This is a genomic window from Legionella micdadei (genome assembly GCF_000953635.1).
Classification (GTDB): Bacteria; Pseudomonadota; Gammaproteobacteria; order Legionellales; family Legionellaceae; genus Tatlockia; species Tatlockia micdadei.
Genome location: NZ_LN614830.1, coordinates 3141062 through 3162785, shown reverse-complemented (window position 1 = coordinate 3162785; position 21724 = coordinate 3141062). Strand labels below are relative to the sequence as shown.

Below are 21724 nucleotides of genomic sequence, written 5' to 3'. Positions count from 1 at the left end.
CATGAAGGTGAAATTATTCTTTTTAAGTGTAAGCATATTGCTAGCCTCATGTGTTGTAGGTCCTAATTATGTGCGCCCAGGTGTTAAACTTCCTGCTAAATTCAAGGAAGCAAAAGGAAAGGCATTTAAGCTTAAGCCTCCTCCGGGTTGGAAAGTAGCAAAGCCTTGCGATGAGGTGGATCGTGGGGAGTGGTGGAAGCTCTTTCAGGACCAAACACTCAATAAGTTGGAAGAAGAACTCAATCATTGCAATCAGAATATTGTGAATGCTTGGGAAAATTATCGTCAATCCCTCGCTATTGTGGATGAAGCCAGAGCCAATTTTTTTCCTAGCTTAGCGGGTACATTTAATATATTTAGACAAAAAATTGGTGGCGGTGCTGCGACCTCATTTTTCAGTTCAACGGGCGGGACTACCACAACTGGAACGACGACAACAGGGGCATTTGCTTCACGATCAGCAACCATTACTACCTACTCAGCGTTTTTAACCGCTGATTGGGAGCCTGATATCTGGGGGCAAGTTCGTCGAACGGTTGAGTCCAATGCAGCTGCTGCGCAGTCGAATCAAGCTTTACTAGCAGCCACACAATTGTCAGCGCAGGGAGCTTTGGCACAGTATTATTTCGAGTTACGTGCTCTGGATACGGATCAGCAACTTTTGAATGAGACAGTCGTGGGTTATAAAAAAGCACTGCAATTGACTCGCAATCAATACGCAGCAGGTGTCGCTTCGCGAGCCGACATTGTGCAAGCCCAGACTCAGTTAGAAACGGCTGAAGCTCAAGCGATTAATAATGGTATTTTGCGAGGGCAATATGAGCATGCTATTGCTGTATTAATCGGCCGTCTGCCGGCAAATTTTTCTCTACCAATTAATCCATTGAAAGTTGCACCACCGCCTATCCCTGTAATTGTACCCACTGCTTGGTTGGAACGAAGACCGGATATTGCTCAAGCTGAGCGCTTAATGCAACAAGCGAATGCTCAGATTGGGGTCGCAATTGCTGCTTATTATCCCACTTTAGATTTAACTGCTACAGTCAGTGCTGCTGGACGGAGTTTACATCAGTTAATTACCGATCCAAATGTAGGATGGTCGGCTGGTATGCAATTAGCAGAGGTTATTTTTGATGGCGGTTTTCGTAGCGCAGCAGTGAAGGCTGCAAAAGCAGGATATATGGCGCAAGTAGCCGCTTACCGTCAGGCAATTCTTACAGCTTTTCAAGATGTAGAAGACAATCTCATTGCTTTACGTTTGCTTAAAGAACAAAGTGTTGCACAGAATGCTGCCGCCTCGAGTTCAAGAAGGGCTTTACAACTTGTGATTAATCAATATAAATCAGGGACAGTCCCTTATTCGAGCGTGATAACTGCGCAAATTGCAGCTTATAATACGCAAAAAGCTGCTTATGACGTGGTTGGATTGCAAATGACTGCTGCCGTTGGCCTGATTAAAGCTTTAGGTGGTGGTTGGAGTACAAAAGATATTTGCCCAATCCGAATTTACCCCAAGCTTCTGCCGTTTGATCTGACAAAGCCGGCTCTTGTTACGGCGGGTTAATGTAGATTTTACAAGTTACTCAAGTCCGGATAGAATGCAAATTGAATAAATCATTTATTTTTCAAGGATGACGTCATGAAAAAAAATTTTTCCCTATCTAAGCTTGCTTATGCAACTTTACTTTTATCCCCTCTAGCATTAACAGGTTGTCAAGCAATGGAGGGGTTGTTTGGTGAGTCACCCAGTTATCAAGGTTCGTCTGCTTATAGTCACAATCACCCTCATCGTGGTTCTGCATCGAATGAATCTTCTTCTCATACAATGTCTACAACCACAAATTCGACATCCGGATCTGTTTCTACAACGGTACACAGGGCCACGAATAAATCTTCAGCCTCTGTCCCAACTGAGCCTCCATCCGTAAAAAGCTCAGCTTCTTCTGCTGGAAGCATGGATACAAGCAATAGCTCATCCACCTCTTCATCAAGTACTAGTTCAAATTCAAATTCGGGGAGTAGTACGGTGGGTATTCCTTCTGCAACAACGGTTGCTCCAGCAACAGCACCGACAATGGCCGCACCGGTTGCACAATGAGTTAATAGGTTGAGTGCTTTACTAATTAAATAAAAGCGGTTGAGGGATAAGTATAACTACTGTTGCTGACGTTTTGGTTGCCCCGGAATATTGATAAACCGGGGATTTTGGATTGTCAGCGCAGTAATGCATCGACATTGATGATAGTAGCGCTGCTTGTCTCTCATGAAAGCCATTAATACCTGATCAAGGCATTGGGGTTAATAGATTTGATGAAAACTAATTGATGGCGTTAGAATCTCATTTTTTAAATTTGGATTTCGCAAATGAATCAATTAAAAGCGCAAGCAGCAAAAGCAGCCTTGGCTTATCTTGAAGATGACATGGTGATTGGCGTAGGAACAGGGTCTACAGTTAATTACTTTATTGAAGAGTTAGCAACAATAAAGCATCGTATCGATGCTTGTGTAGCAAGTTCAAAAGCAACCGAAGAGCGTTTAAAAGCCGCTGGCATACCTGTCATCGACTTAAATGCGACAAGCGAGTTACCCATTTATGTCGATGGCGCTGATGAAGTCAATGAGCGCCGTGAGATGATTAAAGGAGGAGGGGGTGCTCTGACGCGCGAGAAAATTATTGCAACTGTCGCAAGTCAATTTATCTGTATCGTCGATGAGTCGAAGGTAGTTAAGAATTTGGGCGATTTCCCTCTCTCTGTTGAAGTTATCCCTATGGCACGCAGCTTCGTTGCTCGCGAGCTTGTGCGTTTGGGTGGGGATCCTGCTTATCGCGAAGGGTTTATCACTGATAACGGCAACATCATTCTTGATGTGTATAATTTGGAGATCGCTTCGGCAGCAGCGCTGGAAGAAAAAATTAAATTAATACCCGGGGTAGTAGATAATGGTTTGTTTGCAAAACGCCTGGCGGATAAGGTGTTGGTGGCTTCTGGATCAGGGGTAAGAGTGCTTTAAGAAACCTCGTTCTTGCCAAAGGACAGTCTTGTTTGCTCATCTGGTGAATCTGCAGCCACACAAATTGTAATGGAACAGATTCCCTAGATTGAACGTGCCAAATAGGGCTTTTGCCGCATAGCTGATCTATTCCCACAAATCTGACTATGCTCAAAGAGCTTCTATTTTGGACTGATACATATTATTTACCAAGCCTCCGCGGAGAAAGTACTATCTTCTTGTAAAGAATCTTCATCGAGATCGGAGACTTCAGGGAATTGACCACCGAAAAGGGTAAAATAATTTTTAACCGTTTCCAGTTTAAGCGGTGTTGACTGCGAGGTTATTTCTTCAATAAGCTCTTCTTCTCTATCAATATCAATGTCCGTCTCCTGAGCGCGCATAACCTGCTTACTGAATTTGCGATGTAGGTCGTTACAGACACCAAGTACTTGTTGCATTTTAACAAAAGAAAAATCGTCATCTTCTTGATCCACCAAGAGTTCTTCACCTAAGGTAACCAAATCCACCATGCCTTGGTTTTCTTCCACTTTAGGCAACCCGGTGAATATTGTAATGCCAAAGCGAATGATTGGTTTTATGAACCAAACCAGAGGTGTGGTGGCAAGCTCAATAACACCTCTTATTAAACTGGCTAATCCATCCGCAAACCGATAGATGTCAAAAGTAAACAGGCCAGCGAGTAATTTAATTACCCCACTGGAACCATTGACTATACCCACAAAAGGTTGCTTAAAATCTTGAACTAATTGGTAGTCACCTTTATAAGGTTTGAAAAAATCGACAAATAGCTTAGCTGTCTTTTTTAAGGAATAACTGATTGGTACATAATCAAATTGACCCAATTTTATATTGGGATCGTAATTTCGGTGAGGATAAAAATCAAATTCTACCCGCTCATCCGAAGAAGTATTGGCTAGTAATTTGTAATAGCTGTCTATTAATGGCTCTTGATCGACATCATATTCCATTTGAGAAAAGCCAAGTTTGATATCACGGTATACCTTGACTATTTTCATGAAGCTTCTCACCCGTAAGGCGCTGTATTCCTTTACCTCATCAACTTTCTTATCGGCATAAGGAGAAAACCATTCCTGGTATTTACCAAGTAATCGGCGTAACAACGGTTTGTCGGTGAGACCTTGTTGGATTGCTGGTTTTAAAGTGCCAAAGTATTTGGCTAATGCCTCTAACCCAGCATTTAATCCTTTAAAATAGGAGAGGCCTAAAGCGGCATCACCATTTATCGACACATCCGTTTCATTATACAGAGTATGGGTATCTTGGGCTCGCAGGGCAGGTAATTCATTCACACTGATCTTAATTGAATCCTTATCAATGCTTTGTCCAGAGCCTTGGTCTAATAATTTGATTCTTTCTGCAATATACCCCGTTATGCATTTCTTAAGCCGTTCGGGTAATAGTCCTGCATTTTTTTTACTACCAAATAGTTCGATAGGATTCGCTGCTGTAGCGATGCCATCAAGTAAATCAAAATCCTCTTTTGAGATAATTAATTGAACGGTTACTGGCGTTTTGTTTGTTTTTGGATCGCGGTGTCCTATCTGTTCGGTGGCAACCAGTCCTTGGCGCGCAAGTTTTTGATAAAATTCAATGGTCCTTTCCCAACCATCTTCGGCATCTCCGTTGATTTCGTAACGAAGCTGCATCGCATAATCAACTTCATGTTTGGTCTGATTGTGTCTAGGGAACAAATTCTGGTTTACGACGCTGTGAGTGCCATCTGCCCCAACGATGAGCTTAGGTTTATAACGGAATACCTGCTGTTCGACACTTTCAGGTTTAACCTCTTCAATGACCGTTTTTACCCCGTATTCTGTTGCAATGTCCTTGAGGGTTTCTTGCAATACATTGGTGCGAACGTGGGGACGTTTACGGAGTTGTTTTAAAAGCCTAGCCAAACGCGGTTCTTTGGTTAAGTCAGTGGCCTTCATGTAGCTTTCTAATTGCTTTGGTTGTAATACCAAGGTATGTTTTCTTTTAAATACCGGATATTTTTCCAAAATGACCACTTGCAGATGGGGATTTAGCTTCTTAAAACCCAATGCTTGAGCGTACCCGATTGGCCCCCCACCGACAATAACTACATCGGCTTCTTGCACATCATCGGATTTTTCTTTTAATTTCTCAGATTGGGTATCTGAGGGGGGTGATGAGGGCCTAGAGTTCCGTCTTTGGGATGTTTTTTCAACTAGAGGATAAGATACCTCAAAGATTGTATTAATCTGACGAGCAATTTCAACTTGGAATTGCCGGGGTGAAAGTTTAGCTAGAGCCTGAGCTTGCTCGAAAATTGAATCGGGAGTTAGATCTGTTTCCTTGCGCTCATATTTTTTCAAAAGCCCATTAAAGGTGAGTCGGTATTTTTGAAAGGCTCTATCAAAATCCACGCCTCTTTTATTGGAAAATGCATAAAATGCTTGTGTTGCTAGATCGATTAACTGGTCAAACTCAACTCTATCCATTAATAACTCTCATAAAAATTTTGCAAAAATTAGCCTAACATCACTTCCTTGGGAGGATGCGTGGCGCAAATATTATCACATAGGGTTTTTTATGTCCAAATCAAATGTCTATCCATGTGAAGAATCTTAATTTTTTCTTAAGGTTATGTAGATATACTCCCCCTCATTCAAAAAAGGAGTTTCTTATGCGAGTGTTAATTGTTGAAGACAATGCCTTTAATGCGTTTTGTTTATCTCGATTGTTGCAAACAGTTAATAAGCAGCTAAAAATAAAGGTGGTAAGTGATGGTTGTAGTGCACTTCGCTACTTAACGCAATATGAGGTCTCCTTAATTATTCTTGATGGTGATTTGGGAGAAAATCCTAATTCGAATGATAATGGTCCTACCCTTGCCAATAGCATTTGGTCAAAGAATTCACAAATACCCATCATTGCATGGTCTGACTCAGAGGATATGCGAGCCGCTTTTGCTGGTGTATTTAAGCAACACAATAAAGCGTTTGATCATGAAAGTTGTTGGCCAAAAGCAGTTGACCCAGACCTCGTTCTACAAGCCTTATCTTTTGTGTCTGCTCACACTGAACCTAACTATCTTTTGCCGGAAATCAGGGTGACTGTATAAGGTAGTAGATTAGCCCTAATCAGGTCGTCAATGTGCGCATGCATCAGCATGCGCACAAGGATATTAACCCGCCTCTTCCATCCCCGTTAGCTGTGATAAAGGCTCGGCTCTTTTTCCACCAAGAAATGGCAGGCTGAGGCGTGAAAGTTTCCTGTGTAGTTTGGTGAACATGATGGGAAATACGCCATTTCCTGTCACATTTGCTGTTGTCCCAAAAGGATCACAAATCAGGTAAACTGCTGTGATTAATCCAACCATATCACTAGAAAAGCCCAGATGTGCTTCTAAGATTGGGGCAACGACAATGATTACCCCGCCAGGAACAGCGGCTACTGCGTATTTTGCTAATGCAGTGTAGAGTGCAAAAATGGCAAAAGTTGAAACAGAGGGCAAAGGCAATCCAAAGGTTGATATTGTCGCCAAGCTCAGAATAGGGATACCGATTGCACTGCCAATGGTATGAATATTAATAATCGCAGGGACTAACATCTTTGCTTGTTCAGGACTATCAAGGTTCTTTTCTGTGGATAAAAGAAGCACGGGCATTGCTGCGGCGCTCGAAATCGTGCTAAAGCCAACTAGGCTTGCTGGCAGAACATTTTTAAGATAAAAAGCAAATTTTTTAAACGAAAATTGACCGGCAACGAAATACCAGAATGTAATATACAACCACTGACTGAGCACAATTAGAATTAGAATTGGGCCATATAACTTTAAGGACGTTTGCAAGAGATGCTCATGTTCCAGCTTAAATATAAATCCTAAGATAAACAAAGGTAAAAGGGGAATGAACACTTTTCTTAAGAAGCCGTTCGCTAATTTATTTAATTTAACTGCAATATTTTTTGCTGCGGCATTAGGCCAAAAAGAAAAGAAAATACCAGTAGCAAAGCCAATTAACAACGCAACATCATTAGTGACAAGCTTGGTCAAATGAAATTGCCATGTGGGTACTAACTGCGGTGAGGCAGCAATGGGGGACGCAGCAAAATGCAACAAATTAAGTCCCACATATCCAGAGGTATAACCATACATGAGCGCCGTAAAATTAGAAGCAAAGACGCATACGATGAGTAATAAAACGAAAAAGAGTGCCCCTTTTTGTAAATTCGAAAGGCAAGAAAAAACAAAGCTGAAAATAATAAATGGCAATAGAAACTCAAGAATGCTTTTCATGCTTAAGCTTAAAGCATAGCTTAAGGCTTTTACTGCTACAGGAATCTGAGGACCTAACACCATGGGTATAGTCAGAATAGCGAGCAGCAGAAGAGGAAGTTTTAATTTTTTAATAGATTCTGTAGACATATAAATCCTTATATGAAACTAAAAGTCTGATTGTAGCCCTCATAAGTTAAACCCTTACGAGCTAAAATGACAATAAAAAATATCATTTAAAGCATAAAAGGACGAAAATCCAAGATGCATATTACAATCCTGCGGATAGATTTTGCAAATAATATGTTTCAATTACAAGGTGTAGATATTAGATACATATCAGACTCGGTAAAAACGAGGCCTAGAGATGTCAAAATTACACAGTATGAGCATAGACAGTTCTTATTTGAATGCATTAAACTTATACCCCAAATCGGTTTAGCCGCGGAAAATTAATTCGCAGGAACACGTAGTGTCAGTCGATAAGATATTAGTAGTTTGGTCTAACTACTACCAAGATTTAGCACAAAAGCAACTGGATAGTTGTTTATATCTATTGAATCAAGCGAAATATGATTATGAAGTAGAGACTGTAGAAGCTGGAACCTATGAAATTCCTGCCGTCATTCGGTATTACCAACACAATAAGCCCTATGCTGGCTATCTTCCTCTTAGCTTGCTCCTTAAAGGGAGCACCGACCATTATGAGTTTATTTGGGAGCATGTAAAAGAATGTTTTATCAAATTTGCAATGGAGGGGGTATTTATCGGTAATGGAATAATTTCTGCGCCTAGCATGAAAATTTTAACTGAACGTGTTGAAAATCGTGAACGGGTCAAGGAAGCTTTTCATGCCCTTGATTATTTGATTAGGCTTAAAACTAAATTCATAAAAGATTAACTGTATGGCTAAGATATTGATTATTTCGGCAAATATCCATAAAGAATTATCAGAAAAACAACTGGCTTACTGTGTTGATCTTGTTAAGAAATCAACCCATGAGTATCAAATTGAAGTTACTGCGGCTGGAACTTACGAAATTCCCTTTATTATTAATGCGTATCACCAAAAAAATCCTTTTGATGGTTATATTGCGCTTGGACTGGTGCTGAAAAAAAATCTAGACCACCACGATTTTATTATGTCTCACATAAAAGAGTGCTTTACTCGATTTGCTTTAAACAACATACCTGTAGGAAACGGGATTATTTCAGCGACTACGTTAGAAGAGTTAGCAAGTAAAGTGGATAGCCGAGATCCCTGCCTCTCTGCTTATCAGTCTGCTTTTAACGCAGTTGATTATCTCATCAAACTAAAAAATCAATTAAACCTTAAATCATAGTTCGCTAATTATAATAGATTTCAAATTAGCCCTTTGGCTATTAAAAAATCATGCGCAACTTTTTGCGGGCTGAGTTTTTTGACGTCTACTAGGTAATTTAAGTGTTGCATGGTTCTATTGTCGATTGCGCCCAATAGGGGTTGCAAGGCCTGGGCGACTTGTGGATAGTTCTTTAAAATGGAGTTGCGAATTATGGGGGCAGCATAATAAGGTGGATAAAAATGTTTATCATCTTCCAATAGGCGTAGATGGAATTCAGCAATTCTCCCGTCGGTAGTCGATGATTCGATGATTTGGACGTCATTATTTTTGATGGCTTCGTAAACAAGATCGGGTTGCATTTGTACTATTTTTTTAAACTTAAAACCGTAAGTGCGTGTAAGTCCTGGCAATCCGTCAGATCGGAGAAGGAATTCTGCGGGGGCAGCGAGGATAAGCTCACGAGTAAGGCCAGTTAAATCGCTTAAATTCACTAATCGATGCTGTTCAGCAAATTCTTCTTTGACGGCTAATGTCTGTGAATTATCAAATCCAAAAGGTGCCATCCATATGAGATCGTATTTATTTAGATAGGCTTTTTTAACAAAATCATAGGTCTGTTGTGGATCCCTAATTTTCTTTTGATTAAGTACAACAAGATAAGCAGTCCCCGTATATTCTGGATACAGATCGACCTGTCCAGTTAATAAAGCATTTTGTAAGACGGTTGTTGTTCCTAAATTAAATTTTTTTATAACATGCAAATCAGTTTTGCTATCGATGAGTTCAGCCATTAAGTAACCCAAAAGATATTGTTCAGTAAAATTTTTTGTGCCAATGATGATCGAATCCTTTGCTTTATACGCAAAGGATAAAGAACCATGAATGCTTATGGTCAAGAGGGCGATAATGATAAGACTGACCAACGTCATTTTTATTTTTTTAAAACGCATAGCATGACGATGGCGAGGTGATACCAAAAAGGTTAGCGTGGCAAGCACATAATCAACGGCTAAAGCAAGTAAGGCTGCCGGAATTGCACCTAATAGAATGAGATTGGGATCGTTTAACGATAAGCCCTGGGTAATAAAGTCCCCTAACCCTCCGGCGCCAATAAAAGCGGCAATGGTGGTAATACCTATGGTCATCGCCATCGATGTTCTTACCCCAGCCATAATTATGGGGCGAGCTAATGGAAGTTCAATGAGATATAGACGCTGCCAACGAGTAAGCCCAAGACCGTTGGCAACTTGGAGATAGACAGGCGAGACTCCTTTTAAACCAGCGTAAGTATTGCTTGTGATCGGCAATAAAGCATAGACAATGAGTGCAATCAGGGTTGGTGTTAACCCAATGCCTACAAAAGGAATTAAGAATCCGAGTAACGCAATGCTGGGAATTGTTTGGAATATATTAGTTAGGCTGAGGATGGGATTTTTCAATTTAGGTAACCGCGCAATAAGAAGCCCTAGGCTGATACCAATTATGCTTGCTACACACATGGCAGAGATGGATATCGAGATATGCTCGGCTAATTTAGTTTGTAGTTCGGGTAAATGTGATTTTATAAAGTCCCAATAATTATTCATCGGCTATTCTATGGTTTTAGTGCTCAGTAATTGGCTGACAAATTCAGTGGCAGGATGAGCTAACACCTCTTCCCTTGTGCCAACCTGCTCAAGACAGCCTTCATGCATTATGGCAATTCGGTCTGCTAGACGAAATGCTTCATTAATATCATGGGTTACAAAAATAATTGTTTTATTGAGTTTTCGCTTTAAGGTAATGATTTCATTTTGTAACGTTTCGCGAGTAATTGCATCTAATGCAGCGAAAGGTTCGTCCATTAGAATATAATTAGGATTAGTTGCTAAAGCACGTGCTACTCCAACTCGTTGCTGTTCTCCTCCCGATAATTCATCGGGATAACGATTAAGATACTTTTCTGGGTCTAAGTTTACTAAATGCAGTAGCTCATTGACCCGTTCAAGGCGCTTTTTCTTGGGAATTTTCATTAGGTGCATGGTAATGGCTATATTTTGGGCCATAGTCATGTGAGGAAATAAACCGGTATTTTGAAACACAAATCCCATTGAGCGGCGCAATTGCACTTTCGGGTATTCTTCTATTCGCTTCCCATCGATCTCGATTGAGCCCGATGTGGGTTTGAGAGTGTGGTTAATCAATCTCAGTAATGTTGATTTTCCACTGCCTGATGAACCCACTAATATTAATGTCTCACCATCAACAATGGATAAGTTGATGTTTTTGACTGAATAAGTTTCTTTCCTATCAAAGGATCTGGAAACATTATGAAGAATGATCATCGTTAATCACATTCCTTGTAAGGCAATTAATCATCATATTCTTATCTTTTTTTATATTCTATTGATATTGGGTCGATAATGGAAAAAAGGTTTGCCAAACTAAATATATTCTCTATGCATACTAGCACACTAAAAAAGGAGGCGGGTGAAGATGGAACACTACTTAATAACCACTAAGCAACTCGGTTTGCGGCTCATGAGAGAAGACGATGTAGCGTATTTGGAGAACCTAGATCAAGATCCGGAAGTAAAAGAGTACTTTCCTGAAGGGACATTAAGTCGTAGAGAAATCAAAGATTATGTCAAAGATTGCATCACAAATTATAAAACTAAGCATTTGCCTTGTTTAGTTATTTTTAGGCTTAAAGACAATGCTTTTGTTGGAGAAGCCTATTTTGATCAAATTGAAACTGGAGAAATTAAAGTAGGTTACCTTTTTCATAAGAAATTTTGGAATAAAGGGTATGCGACTGAGACACTAAAGGGATTACTTGATTGGGCAAAACAAAATATCGATACTGATTACATTATCGCCTACGCGGATAAAGACAATAAAGCATCGTTCCGTGTGATGAAAAAATGCGGTATGTCGTATTATAAAGACGATCGTTATCTCGACATGGATTGCAAATTTTATCGGATTAAGAATCGATAAGCACTTGCTTAATTTGTTAATGAGTATCCATGCAGAATAACATGACAATGTTTTTAAGTGCATGTTCACAAATCTTGAGTTGTTCAAGGCTAATAAATTCATCGGGTCGATGGGCTTGTTCAATACTGCCTGGCCCGCAGATAATTGTCGAAATACCAGCTTCTTGGTATGAAGCAGATTCGCTGGAATAAGAGACCTTTGAGTATTCTTCTGTACCCATAACAGTATGCATTAATCTGGCAATCGGAGAGTCTTTTGATGTTATAAGGCCGGGTGCATCCGAAATTTGGTCCAGATAAATAGCTGCTTCAGGATAGGATTTTTTCATCTCAGGGACTAATTCATTATTAATGTAATTTTCAAGTTGGTTACGAAGATTTTCAATCGGGAATTGAGGCAAATAACGGATTTCGATAATGAGTTCACAATTCCCGGGAATGACATTTCTTGCTATTCCACCACTGATAATATTGGTGGAAAGGGTACTATACGGTACATCAAAATCATCATCAAAAGGACCATGCTCTTTTATGTATTGAGCTAGCTCACTAATGTAGCAAATCAAGCGTCCTGCATAATTAATGGCGTTACAACCTTCATCGGCGAGAGATGAATGAACAGAATAGCCTTGGACTTGACAGTGAAAAAGTCGTCTTGATTTTTCCCCTATAATGGGCCGCATGTTCGAGGGTTCGCCGACGATGCAAGCCTCAGGCTGTATGCCTATTTCCTGTAAATATTCCAGTAAGAAATCGACACCAATGCAACCGACTTCTTCATCATAGGTAAACGCAAAATGAAGTGGTTTCGCTAGTTTTAATGTTTTAAATTCGGGTAAAAGTGCAAGTAAGACAGCAATAAATCCTTTCATATCGCTTGCCCCTCGACCATAAATCTTACCATCATGTTTAATGGCCACGAAAGGATCTGTAGTCCACATTTGTCCTGCAACCGGAACCACATCGGTGTGTCCTGATAACAAAAGGCCACCTTGAGTTTGGCCATTTTTAGCAGGTATGGTGGCAAAAAGATTCGCCTTTGGCGCTGTTGGACTACGGATAACATGAGATTTAATCTGATGTAATTTAAACCATTCAGCGATTGTCTCGATTAATTCCATATTCGAGTTGCTGGATACGGTATTAAATCCAATGAGTTGGGCGAGCCATTGGTGTGCGTTCATTTTATTCCCTTAACCTACTGCACTTATAGTGAAAAATAGCACCATTTATGGTTTTTAACACCCTTCTAGCCAAACTGCACTGCCATTAGCCTAATGGCAGTGGGAAGGTAAGCTATTATTTACTGATAACGACTCTTAGTGCTTGAGGTTTTAATGAAGCATGATTCATATAGGCTTCACTTTCACTAACTTGCTGTTTAAAAAACAAAATTTCCTCTTCACGAATGGAAGGATTGATTTTTTGTAAGGCTTCAAGCCGATGGATTTCTTGATTAATCGTTTCTTGCATGAGTAATTTTGCTTTGATAATCATCTCCGGCATTTGTTCCTCTGCAATTTTATTACTGTATTCAACCATTTTTTCAATTTCATTGCGTACTTCTTTAACAATGGTCTGGGCCGTATGGAGCTTCAATGGTTCGCACATTTTATTAAGTTGGTCGTAATTCAATATCCTGGATAAGTTTTTACCGGTTACGTCAACCAATACTCTTATAGGAATAAGAGGCAAAAAACGTTCGAGTTGGAGTTGTTTAGGAGCAACACAATTAATGGTGTGAAAGGTTTCTAACAACAAAGTCCCAGGCATCAGCCCTTTCACAGAGATTGTACCAACGGCAGCGTTACCTAACTCTGTTCCAAGAATCATTTCCATCGCTTCGGAAACCATCGGATGTTCCCAGCTTAAAAATTCAATGTCTTCGCGAATCAATGCTTTTGTACGGGAATACGTAACGGTAACGCCATCGTCCTTCAATCCCGGAAAATGAGTCGTTTTCATGTGATCGGTTGGACGTAATATTTCACAAGATTCCGAGTGATCTTCATGCTCAACACCATATTCTTGAAAAACTGAAGCCATGTAATTCTCAAGAATTAGGCAGTTTTCCTCGAGCTCTATGGCGTTAATGAGTTCCTGTGCTTTTTCGCGCTTGCAGGAATTAAGTTCTAATAATCGGTCTCGACCTTCGTGTAGGGTATGCTCAATTTGTTTGGTATAGGTTTGTGTGTCTGCAATGAGCTCCTTAAGAGTATCCTCATCAGTGTTTGATTCAGCAAGAAGAGGTAAAAGCCGAGCTGCAAATGCTTCGAAAATAGAGAATCCTGCTGAGCAACTTTTTTCAAATAAATTCATTCCTTCATGATACCAGCGGAACAGTTTTTCCTGCGCAGTACCAGTTAAATATGGAACATGGATTTCCACTTGATGAAGTTGACCAATACGATCTAGCCGCCCTATCCTTTGTTCAAGCAAATCCGGGTTTAAGGGCAAATCAAATAAGACCAAATGATGGGCAAATTGAAAATTTCGCCCTTCACTGCCAATTTCGGAACAAATGAGAACCTGAGCCCCACTTTCTTCATCGGAAAAATAAGCTGCTGCACGATCGCGCTCAATAATGGATAATCCTTCATGAAAAGAGGCGGTACGGATCCCTGCATTTAATTTTAGATAATTCTCAAGCGCAACCGCTGTTTGCGCTTTAGCACAGATAATGAGAATTTTTTCTGGGCGAAGCGCTTTTGCTTTGTCGATAAGCCAGGATACGCGCGTATCGTTCTTAAGCCATTCTGTTTTATCAACAGTAACTTCGGGATAAAGATTGAGTTCCGATTCTTCTGTTGGTTTATATATTGTAGGTTGTGCTAAAGGATAATGATGCAATTTACGTTCTGGAAAACCATGAATTGCTGCGCGAGTATTGCGAAAAAGGACTCGTCCTGTTCCATGACGGTCAATTAATTGATTGATGACCTCATTGATACTCGATGGAACATTTTTTCCCAGGTATGTTCTGATTTCCACGACTAATTCATCAGTTAATCCGTCTGTGTGGTTCAACTCTCGATGAGTGATGAGGCGCTGTACTAGCTTATTGAGTGTTTGATAAGCTGCTTCCTCTTTTTTGAATTCGCTAAAATCATAAAACCTTGCTGGATCAAGTAACCGTAACCGAGCAAAATGACTTTGAATACCTGCTTGCTCTGGTGTTGCTGTAAGCAGCAGTAAACCTTTACTTCGCGTGGCTAATTGCTCTACACACTCATACTCAGGACTTTTGACTTGTGCTGACCAATGGAGGCGATGGGCTTCATCAACAACAAGAAGATCCCAGTTTGTGCTAAGGGCATGTCGGCGTGCCTCCTCATTTTCCATTAAAAAATCTAAACTACAAAGGACAAGCTGCTCAGTTTCAAATAGATTTTCTCTAATTGGACTCGCTACAACCTCAAAATCTTCCTCAATAAAATGATCTTCATCCAGCTGTCTGTTATAGCGATTCTGATCCAAAATGGAAAAAGTTAAATTAAAACGCCTCATCATCTCAACTAACCATTGATAAACGAGTGTGTCAGGAACAACGATTAATATTCTACTCGCACGGCCAGTTTGCAATTGATAATGAAGAATCATACCCGCTTCGATAGTCTTGCCCAGCCCAACTTCATCTGCAAGTAATACTCGGGGAGCGTAGCGTTGTGCGACTTCATGAGCGATATAAACTTGATGTGCCAGATGACTTGTACGTGAGCCTAGTAAGCCTCTGGCTTTAGATTGCTGTAATCTACTGATGTGATTGAGAGTATCAATCCTTAATTTAAATGAATTTAATTTATCGAACTGGCCGCTAAAAAGCCTTTGTTGAGGGGTGGTTAATTTTATAAAGCAATCTAAATCAAGCTCTTCGACTTCAATTTCTTTGCCTGTCTCGTCAATACCGCTATAAACAATAATGCCTTGATCTTCGTCAACTTTAGCAACCTTAATCGTTTGTTGATCCAGAGTCGAGATAGTATCCCCTTCTCTATAAATGATGCGGCTCAATGGGGCGTTATCCGCGGCATAAATTCGTTCTTCAGCTGCGGCGGGAAAGCTAATTCGAATATGTCGGCCATTGACGCCGGTAATTATACCTAAGCCGAGCTGCGATTCGGCATTGCTTATCCAACGTTGACCAATAACAAATGTCATCGATTAAAATCCTTAAGCTAGTTAATTAAGCGGGAAGTAAAATTTAAAGAGAATATTCTCCCTTAATTCTTTTGTTTTTGTTAATAGTTTAGGGGATGTTACCTCTTAGTTTCTGGGGTAATTTTCGCTTAGCGAGACTAATTGTCAACAACTTCCATCTCGATTATCTATGGCTAGGTTTTGGCTTTTCAGGCTGCTCAGCCTCGGCGTCATGCTTTTTCTCTGCTTTGAATATGCCTCTTTTAGCTAGCATTTGCTCGTACTCAGCAGTCATTTTACGAACTCTTCCTGGAATAGCCTGTTGAGAGCTTAATTGATCTTGGGTTGTTGAGGGCGCTGGCTTTTTCTCGCTATCAGCATGCTGAGCTTGAGTTGTTTCATGAGCAGGTGTTGTCATTTTGTCCTGAGCCTTAACTATTCGATCGCTGAGAAGTGGTTCAGGAAGTTCACTGTCTGCTTTGATAAACGCTCTTCTTGCATTCTCAGCAGCAACTAATGCATCGCGCAGTTCAGTTAGTTTTATTATTGGCGAAGAATCGATTTGTTTTATCTGCTTCAATAATCCGATAGGGTTGGTATGGTGTTTAAATAAAATACTGTATTTCCTCCTGATGTCTTCGTCTAAACTTTGTTGGCTAGTTAGGATTTCATTGAGAAAGTTGATTTGTTTCTCCAGAGGCAAACATTCCTGGTAGTGTTTCATATGCCTTTGGCTTAACAACAAGTGCTCGCTGTTCTCTTGCGCTTTTAGATAGGCCTCTGATTGTTTAAATCGCTTTAGCTCGGCTTCTTCCAACTGAAGGGGGATTCTTGAATAATCATTAAGGATCGCAGTTAAAGCCGAAGCACGCTCTCCAGTTAATCCGGATTTATCCACATTCGCTTTTTTGTAGTGGGCAAGCCCTTGATAGGCCTTCTCTACGTTTCGTAAAAGTTTTTCATAATTGCTGCGGGCCGCTAATGTCTTATTTTCAAATCGCGCAAATGAAGTAAGAATTTGCTCCTGATCGGATTCTGTTGTGTATATTTTAGTTTGGCTTATTTTTGTTTTAAAATCAGCATATGGCTGGGTAAACGATTCGCCATCTCCGTAGGCTAATCTTTTCATCCACGGTTCTAAGCGAGTAAGCCTTAGGCCTAAAGGAGGGATTCTTTCAATCAAAGTCATGATGTCTTCCTGTTTGATGAAAGGAGGCAGTCCATGCCAATTTTCTACAAGTGCTGGAAATTGCGCTGCAATATCCTCTAATGCATTAATTATTTTTTGAGAAAAATCAACGGTGAAATCTTGGGTGACTTTTAAGCCACTAGAAGAATCAATTGAGCCAATGCGCCCCATGAGCTGAGCAAAATCGTTCTCAACTTGTTGTATTTTTTCATTAAATTGGGCGGCAAGTAATTCTTGATTTGTATCTTTTTTCATAAATAAAACTATACTTACAACGGATTAATTAATTATATTACAAAACCAACTAAGTGTAATTATTGATCTTAAAGAGGGATGGCTATTAATTGGATACTAAAGGAGGCAAAAGTTAATAATGAGAATACATCGATTTGTGGTTGTTATTCTTTTGCTTTTTGTATTACCCCTTTATGCCAACGCAAGGATATTGAAAGTTGGTGTTTCATTTTATGATCCTCCTTTTGTGATCCTGGGCGCAAATAATCAATTCTACGGCTTTGACATTTCACTCATCGAACACGTTTGTAACACAATAAAACATCAATGCCAATTTACACCAATGCATTTTAGTGAGTTACTCGAAGCAGTTGAAAAAAATGAAATTGATCTTGCCGTCAGCTCAATCATTATTACGCCGGAACGAGTGGCAAAAGTTCACTTTTCATCACCATATCTGGTCAGTAAGACTCGCTTTATTGCCTTGAATCAATCGAAAAAAAAGCCATTTACTCTCAACTCATTAAAAAATAAAAAATTTGGAGTTGCAGATAACGTTTTCGCTGGGCAACTTAAATCAATGGGTGTCCAAGATTCACAAATTGTTTTGTATAAAGATGATGATTCACTAATACAAGGACTAAGTCATCACGAAATTGATTTTGGGTTGATTGATAACCCTAGTGCCATCTATTGGCAACGGCATTCCGCGGGTATGTTGGCGGTTGTGGGTAAACCGATGCCTTATGGTTTAGGGATAGGGATTGCTGTAAGCCAAACGAGTCTTGATTTACTTAGCGAGATAAATATGGCTTTACTGCAGTATCAAAATAGTGACGATTTTATCAAAAATTATCATAAGTATCTCTCACATCTTTCGCATATTAATAGCGAATAATTTCGACTATTTTTTGCAATATTCGATAAAGGGAAATAACCATGGAGAAAAATGGATTATTTATTGGTACTTCAGGTTGGAGTTATGCTGATTGGAAAGGTTTATTTTACCCAAATAATCTCAGAATGGATGAGTTATTGCATTTTTATGCAGGAAATTTTAATACTGTAGAACTCAATAACAGTTTTTATAAATTACCAACAGTTGAAAATGTAAAAAGATGGTATGAATTAACACCTCCAGATTTTATTTTTTCATGCAAAGCGAATCGTTATATTACGCATATGAAAAAGCTTCAGGGTACAGAAAAGAATGTGGAAAATTTATTGACTGTATTAAATCATTTTCATGAAAAATTAGGACCAATTTTATTTCAATTTCCACCTCATTGGCATAATAACTATGAAAGGTTGAATAGTTTTATCAAAAATTTGTCTAAACAGTTTAATTATACATTCGAATTTAGGGATACGAGTTGGTTTTCTCAAGAAATATATGATTTGCTTGATGCTAATCAAATATCACTTTGTCTTTATGACTATAGAGGTTATCAATCGCCGGAAATGATAACAGCTAAGTTTGTTTATCTGCGCCTGCATGGACCAAAACAAGAGCCTTACACTGGGTCATATAGCGAGCAAAAACTTACAGAATATGCCCAAAAAATCGTGAGTTGGAAAAAGGAAGGCCGATCAGTTTATTGCTATTTTGATAATGATATAAAATCTTGTGCGCCTAGAGATGCAAGTTGTTTAAAAGAAATGGCTATTCATCTACTGGAGAGTTAGGTTCTACTTATTAAAAATGCAAATTAAATTAATAAGAATCAACCATGGTGTAGTTTGAAGAGAGAAAATTTTTTTGAATATCTTCTATTCTTAATTGAGGATTAGCCTACTTATAGGAATAAAGATGAACCAGTTAGAGCAGATTAAACAGTTTTCAAAAGTTGTAGCAGATACAGGTGACATTAGTGTATTAAAAAAATATGACACCCTGGATGCCACCACTAATCCAAAATTAATTTTAGATGCTTGCCAACAAGAGCAGTATCAAAAAATTTTTGTGCAAGCACTCGAGGAATCAAAATTGGATGATGGTTCTTCTTTTTCTAGACCAATCCGATTTGCTGCCCATTTTATTACAGCAATTGGCTGTCAAATCCTCAATATAATTCCTGGTAGAATTTCAAGCGAATTAGATCCCAGGTTGTCCTTTGATACAGAAGGGACTATCCATCGGGCAAAATACTTGATTGGTTTATACGAGAAGAAAGGTATATCCCGCGAAAGAATCCTAATAAAAATTGCCTCCACCTGGGAAGGTATCAAGGCTGCTCAAGAATTGGAGAAAGAGGGCATCCGCTGCAACTTAACCTTGTTATTCTCGTTGGTTCAAGCAATAGCTTGTGCTGAGGCGAAAGTCACTTTAATTTCTCCATTTATTGGCCGTTTAAATGAATATTATCAAACCAATAAAATCGATTCTGATACCGACTCACCTGGGAAGAAATTGATCCAATCAATTGTTAATTACTACTCTTTAAATGACGTTAAAACTGAAATCATGGCAGCAAGTTTTAGGAATAAGGAACAAGTACTGTCGATAGCAGGTGTAGAGCTAATGACTATCCCCCCTGAATTACTGGATCAATTAATGGCGAGTGATGAGCTAGTCAGTCAACAAATCACTCCGATTGGTACTCAGACGCCAACTCATATAAAGCTAAACAATAGAGAAAACTTTATGCGATCTCTTTCTCAAGATAAGCCAGCCTTTAATTTGCTCAAGGATGGAATACTTAAATTCACTAAAGCATCTTTAAAATTGAGACAAATTGCTTTTGACCAATCTAAGTTTACTTTGCTTACCTCTGTTCTTACAGAAATGGTAAGGCAATCGATAAGAATGAAGTGAGATATTGGTTTTCAAGGCCTGTTCGCAACTATCTATTTCCAATAGGGTTAGGGATCTTGATTCATTCCATTTTTCGCTTGCTTTAGTAGCTTTTTAAAAATTAGAATAAAATCCTTTCTTGCCGCTTTTGATTTGAGGCTTAATTGACAAAGGATTGCCATGTTTTTCAAGTATATTCCCCTTAAAGTTGTCTTTGCTTTTTTCTTCTTAAGTTTAGCTTCCTTTTTAGCAATCAGTAGTGAACCTGCGTTGATAAAAGGCCGTCTTCTCAAGCACATTTACTTGGGTCTATCAGTGATAAAAGATACAGCGAATTATAATTTCAAAAGGAATGAGGTTAGTCCCGCAATTAATTTTATCGATTTTGACCATTTTGCATGGAATGGCTCAGGAGTAGGAGGCGAAGTTTATTTCGGATACGAAGATTTTTTCTTTCAGCATTTTTATTTTGGAGTTGAAGGATTTTATGATCGCAGCGCTAATTCCGGTAATATTTATTTTTTGGATACAAATGGCCTATATAATCGCTCACTGAACGGAAAATTTAAACAAAAATGGCAGTCCGGAATAGTCCTTCGACCCGGATTATCTGTAATTTCAACTGTTGTATTCGCTCGAATAGGATGGATAGTGAGTGAAATCAATTTGGGTGGAAGTATCGAACAGAGTGGATCGGTTGGCTCATTTAATGGCCGATTTTCTACCAATAAGAAGAAAGAAGGGGTTCAGCTAGGTGCAGGTATGGAGTTGAAATTAATCAAAGGACTTCGAGGCCGAGTCGAATGGGATTGGAATCGTTTGCAAAGTTACCCTTTTAATTCCAACGGAAAAGATTCCAACAATCATTCTTACGCAACCTTCCGTGTTGCTAAGCATCCAATTCTGGAGCAATTTAAAATTGGACTAAATTGGCGATTTGATTAATGGACTGGAAAAAAGGAACAGATCCTAAAGGAAATTTAAAATCTGCTCCTTAATGGCTTAGTAACAGATCTGCACTGTCGGTAACAGCCATATCTTCTTTCAACTTGTGGCAAATCTAATATTAACCAATCTATTTGATGGAGGGCCTCACTCAGTTTTTTTACATTGGCATAATGCCCAACAAGCACCAATACAAGCCGAAAGTGCTCCTATAAAGAATAGAATAAACACAATCCAAGCCATTGAACTAACTTCCATTGGTGTAACGGCAACAGCTTGATTGGCTGGCATCGATGGGTTAGCTGCTGGCTGCGTTGTAGCATTGCCAGGCGATGCTGTTTCAGTTTGTGATTTTGTGGCAACTACTTTTGTATTTTGGACTAAGGAACTTTTATAAAGGTTAATATAGTGAGCTTCAGGAATGGCAATAAGCGCTGTAAATAATAACACAACACTCCATGTGGTAAAGCCGTAGATAATTCCCATGCGATGATGAGGACAAGTAGAACGCCCCAAATAACCCGCAACAAAACCAGCAGCGCCCATTGAAATAATAGAGCCAATTAAGAGACCGATTAAACCGCCGATAGCTATGACTATTATCCCACTCGGAGAAGAGGAATAAGCACTTAATCCAATAGCCACCCCTAATAATCGCAGCAAAAAGCCAAGCCCAATGCCGACAAATGCGCCGGCAAATATTGCGGCCCAACTAATACGGTGGAAGGGGGACGAAGCACACACTTTTTCAGAGACTGTTTGGTCATCGTTCATTTTTTCTCCTTAAAAAAAGCAGTGATTGAACAGGGTCAAAAGATTTTTCAATAAGTTAATTGATAGTGTCAA

General features: G+C 39.4%; 19 protein-coding genes. 11 read left to right on the top strand and 8 right to left on the bottom strand.

Annotation, left to right across the window (positions count from 1 at the left end; genetic code table 11):
• The first annotated feature begins 1 nt into the window (after position 1).
• From LMI_RS14105 to rpiA, 3 genes are all read left to right on the top strand, one after another.
• A complete protein-coding gene (locus LMI_RS14105; protein WP_064102988.1) occupies positions 2-1564 on the top strand; it encodes an efflux transporter outer membrane subunit in 1563 nt (520 codons plus the stop codon).
• Between the two features lie 75 nt (positions 1565-1639).
• The gene (locus LMI_RS14100) at positions 1640-2098 is read left to right on the top strand and encodes a hypothetical protein (RefSeq protein WP_045100356.1); all 459 of its coding nucleotides are present in this window, start codon (positions 1640-1642) and stop codon (positions 2096-2098) included.
• 266 nt (positions 2099-2364) lie between these two features.
• A complete protein-coding gene (gene rpiA / locus LMI_RS14095) occupies positions 2365-3012 on the top strand; it encodes a ribose-5-phosphate isomerase RpiA (protein WP_045100355.1) in 648 nt (215 codons plus the stop codon).
• Positions 3013-3197: 185 nt separating this feature from the next.
• On the opposite strand, the gene LMI_RS14090 is transcribed toward rpiA, so the two are convergent.
• Positions 3198-5498 carry a hypothetical protein gene (locus LMI_RS14090; RefSeq protein WP_052679596.1) on the bottom strand — a complete coding sequence of 767 codons (2301 nt, stop codon included), beginning with the start codon at positions 5496-5498 and terminating at the stop codon, positions 3198-3200.
• 185 nt (positions 5499-5683) lie between these two features.
• On the opposite strand from LMI_RS14090, the gene LMI_RS14085 reads away from it, so the two are divergent.
• On the top strand, positions 5684-6121 hold the full coding sequence (locus tag LMI_RS14085; protein ID WP_045100354.1) for a response regulator: 438 nt from the start codon (positions 5684-5686) through the stop codon (positions 6119-6121).
• A gap of 63 nt (positions 6122-6184) precedes the next feature.
• On the opposite strand, the gene LMI_RS14080 is transcribed toward LMI_RS14085, so the two are convergent.
• Positions 6185-7426 carry a cation:dicarboxylate symporter family transporter gene (locus LMI_RS14080; protein ID WP_045100353.1) on the bottom strand — a complete coding sequence of 414 codons (1242 nt, stop codon included), beginning with the start codon at positions 7424-7426 and terminating at the stop codon, positions 6185-6187.
• Between the two features lie 322 nt (positions 7427-7748).
• Between LMI_RS14080 and LMI_RS14070 the strand changes: the two genes are divergently transcribed.
• Together LMI_RS14070 and LMI_RS14065 are read left to right on the top strand one after the other, a co-directional pair.
• Positions 7749-8177 carry a 6,7-dimethyl-8-ribityllumazine synthase gene (locus LMI_RS14070; RefSeq protein WP_045100351.1) on the top strand — a complete coding sequence of 143 codons (429 nt, stop codon included), beginning with the start codon at positions 7749-7751 and terminating at the stop codon, positions 8175-8177.
• A 4-nt stretch (positions 8178-8181) separates the two neighbouring features.
• Positions 8182-8619 (top strand): 6,7-dimethyl-8-ribityllumazine synthase, encoded by a 438-nt coding sequence (locus tag LMI_RS14065; protein ID WP_045100350.1) that lies wholly within the window; start codon positions 8182-8184, stop codon positions 8617-8619.
• A 20-nt stretch (positions 8620-8639) separates the two neighbouring features.
• Here LMI_RS14065 and LMI_RS14060 read toward each other — a convergent pair whose 3' ends face one another.
• Both LMI_RS14060 and LMI_RS14055 read right to left on the bottom strand, forming a co-directional pair.
• On the bottom strand, positions 8640-10187 hold the full coding sequence (locus LMI_RS14060) for a glycine betaine ABC transporter substrate-binding protein (protein WP_045100349.1): 1548 nt from the start codon (positions 10185-10187) through the stop codon (positions 8640-8642).
• A 3-nt stretch (positions 10188-10190) separates the two neighbouring features.
• Positions 10191-10925, bottom strand: coding sequence for an ABC transporter ATP-binding protein (locus LMI_RS14055; RefSeq protein ID WP_045100348.1), 735 nt, complete (start codon positions 10923-10925; stop codon positions 10191-10193).
• 151 nt (positions 10926-11076) lie between these two features.
• Between LMI_RS14055 and LMI_RS14050 the strand changes: the two genes are divergently transcribed.
• Positions 11077-11580 carry a GNAT family N-acetyltransferase gene (locus LMI_RS14050; RefSeq protein ID WP_045100347.1) on the top strand — a complete coding sequence of 168 codons (504 nt, stop codon included), beginning with the start codon at positions 11077-11079 and terminating at the stop codon, positions 11578-11580.
• A 16-nt stretch (positions 11581-11596) separates the two neighbouring features.
• Here the strand turns inward: LMI_RS14050 and argE are convergent, their stop codons facing one another.
• From argE to LMI_RS14035, 3 genes are all read right to left on the bottom strand, one after another.
• Complete coding sequence (gene argE / locus LMI_RS14045) at positions 11597-12763, bottom strand: acetylornithine deacetylase (protein WP_045100346.1); 1167 nt, start codon at positions 12761-12763, stop codon at positions 11597-11599.
• A 115-nt stretch (positions 12764-12878) separates the two neighbouring features.
• Complete coding sequence (gene rapA, locus LMI_RS14040; RefSeq protein ID WP_045100345.1) at positions 12879-15737, bottom strand: RNA polymerase-associated protein RapA; 2859 nt, start codon at positions 15735-15737, stop codon at positions 12879-12881.
• A gap of 163 nt (positions 15738-15900) precedes the next feature.
• A complete protein-coding gene (locus LMI_RS14035) occupies positions 15901-17160 on the bottom strand; it encodes a hypothetical protein (RefSeq protein ID WP_045100344.1) in 1260 nt (419 codons plus the stop codon).
• A 118-nt stretch (positions 17161-17278) separates the two neighbouring features.
• Here LMI_RS14035 and LMI_RS14030 point away from each other — a divergent pair, with 118 nt between their 5' ends.
• From LMI_RS14030 to LMI_RS14015, 4 genes are all read left to right on the top strand, one after another.
• Complete coding sequence (locus LMI_RS14030; protein ID WP_045100343.1) at positions 17279-18037, top strand: transporter substrate-binding domain-containing protein; 759 nt, start codon at positions 17279-17281, stop codon at positions 18035-18037.
• Between the two features lie 41 nt (positions 18038-18078).
• Positions 18079-18825: a DUF72 domain-containing protein gene (locus tag LMI_RS14025; RefSeq protein WP_045100342.1), complete on the top strand. Its 747-nt coding sequence runs from the start codon at positions 18079-18081 to the stop codon at positions 18823-18825.
• Positions 18826-18949: 124 nt separating this feature from the next.
• Positions 18950-19954, top strand: a complete 1005-nt coding sequence (locus LMI_RS14020) for a transaldolase family protein (RefSeq protein WP_045100341.1) — start codon at positions 18950-18952, stop codon at positions 19952-19954.
• A 159-nt stretch (positions 19955-20113) separates the two neighbouring features.
• Positions 20114-20878 carry an outer membrane protein gene (locus LMI_RS14015; protein ID WP_052679595.1) on the top strand — a complete coding sequence of 255 codons (765 nt, stop codon included), beginning with the start codon at positions 20114-20116 and terminating at the stop codon, positions 20876-20878.
• A 147-nt stretch (positions 20879-21025) separates the two neighbouring features.
• Here the strand turns inward: LMI_RS14015 and LMI_RS14010 are convergent, their stop codons facing one another.
• Positions 21026-21652 carry a hypothetical protein gene (locus LMI_RS14010; RefSeq protein ID WP_045100340.1) on the bottom strand — a complete coding sequence of 209 codons (627 nt, stop codon included), beginning with the start codon at positions 21650-21652 and terminating at the stop codon, positions 21026-21028.
• Between the last annotated feature and the right edge of the window lie 72 nt (positions 21653-21724).

What these genes read in the sequence shown, in the direction of transcription:
- LMI_RS14105 (WP_064102988.1), top strand. Translation starts at nt 2, where the DNA reads ATGAAGGTGAAATTATTCTTTTTAAGTGTAAGCATATTGCTAGCCTCA.
- LMI_RS14100 (WP_045100356.1), top strand. Translation starts at nt 1,640, where the DNA reads ATGAAAAAAAATTTTTCCCTATCTAAGCTTGCTTATGCAACTTTACTT.
- rpiA (WP_045100355.1), top strand. Translation starts at nt 2,365, where the DNA reads ATGAATCAATTAAAAGCGCAAGCAGCAAAAGCAGCCTTGGCTTATCTT.
- LMI_RS14090 (WP_052679596.1), bottom strand. Translation starts at nt 5,498, where the DNA reads ATGGATAGAGTTGAGTTTGACCAGTTAATCGATCTAGCAACACAAGCA.
- LMI_RS14085 (WP_045100354.1), top strand. Translation starts at nt 5,684, where the DNA reads ATGCGAGTGTTAATTGTTGAAGACAATGCCTTTAATGCGTTTTGTTTA.
- LMI_RS14080 (WP_045100353.1), bottom strand. Translation starts at nt 7,426, where the DNA reads ATGTCTACAGAATCTATTAAAAAATTAAAACTTCCTCTTCTGCTGCTC.
- LMI_RS14065 (WP_045100350.1), top strand. Translation starts at nt 8,182, where the DNA reads ATGGCTAAGATATTGATTATTTCGGCAAATATCCATAAAGAATTATCA.
- LMI_RS14060 (WP_045100349.1), bottom strand. Translation starts at nt 10,187, where the DNA reads ATGAATAATTATTGGGACTTTATAAAATCACATTTACCCGAACTACAA.
- LMI_RS14055 (WP_045100348.1), bottom strand. Translation starts at nt 10,925, where the DNA reads ATGATCATTCTTCATAATGTTTCCAGATCCTTTGATAGGAAAGAAACT.
- LMI_RS14050 (WP_045100347.1), top strand. Translation starts at nt 11,077, where the DNA reads ATGGAACACTACTTAATAACCACTAAGCAACTCGGTTTGCGGCTCATG.
- argE (WP_045100346.1), bottom strand. Translation starts at nt 12,763, where the DNA reads ATGAACGCACACCAATGGCTCGCCCAACTCATTGGATTTAATACCGTA.
- rapA (WP_045100345.1), bottom strand. Translation starts at nt 15,737, where the DNA reads ATGACATTTGTTATTGGTCAACGTTGGATAAGCAATGCCGAATCGCAG.
- LMI_RS14035 (WP_045100344.1), bottom strand. Translation starts at nt 17,160, where the DNA reads ATGAAAAAAGATACAAATCAAGAATTACTTGCCGCCCAATTTAATGAA.
- LMI_RS14030 (WP_045100343.1), top strand. Translation starts at nt 17,279, where the DNA reads ATGAGAATACATCGATTTGTGGTTGTTATTCTTTTGCTTTTTGTATTA.
- LMI_RS14025 (WP_045100342.1), top strand. Translation starts at nt 18,079, where the DNA reads ATGGAGAAAAATGGATTATTTATTGGTACTTCAGGTTGGAGTTATGCT.
- LMI_RS14020 (WP_045100341.1), top strand. Translation starts at nt 18,950, where the DNA reads ATGAACCAGTTAGAGCAGATTAAACAGTTTTCAAAAGTTGTAGCAGAT.
- LMI_RS14015 (WP_052679595.1), top strand. Translation starts at nt 20,114, where the DNA reads ATGTTTTTCAAGTATATTCCCCTTAAAGTTGTCTTTGCTTTTTTCTTC.
- LMI_RS14010 (WP_045100340.1), bottom strand. Translation starts at nt 21,652, where the DNA reads ATGAACGATGACCAAACAGTCTCTGAAAAAGTGTGTGCTTCGTCCCCC.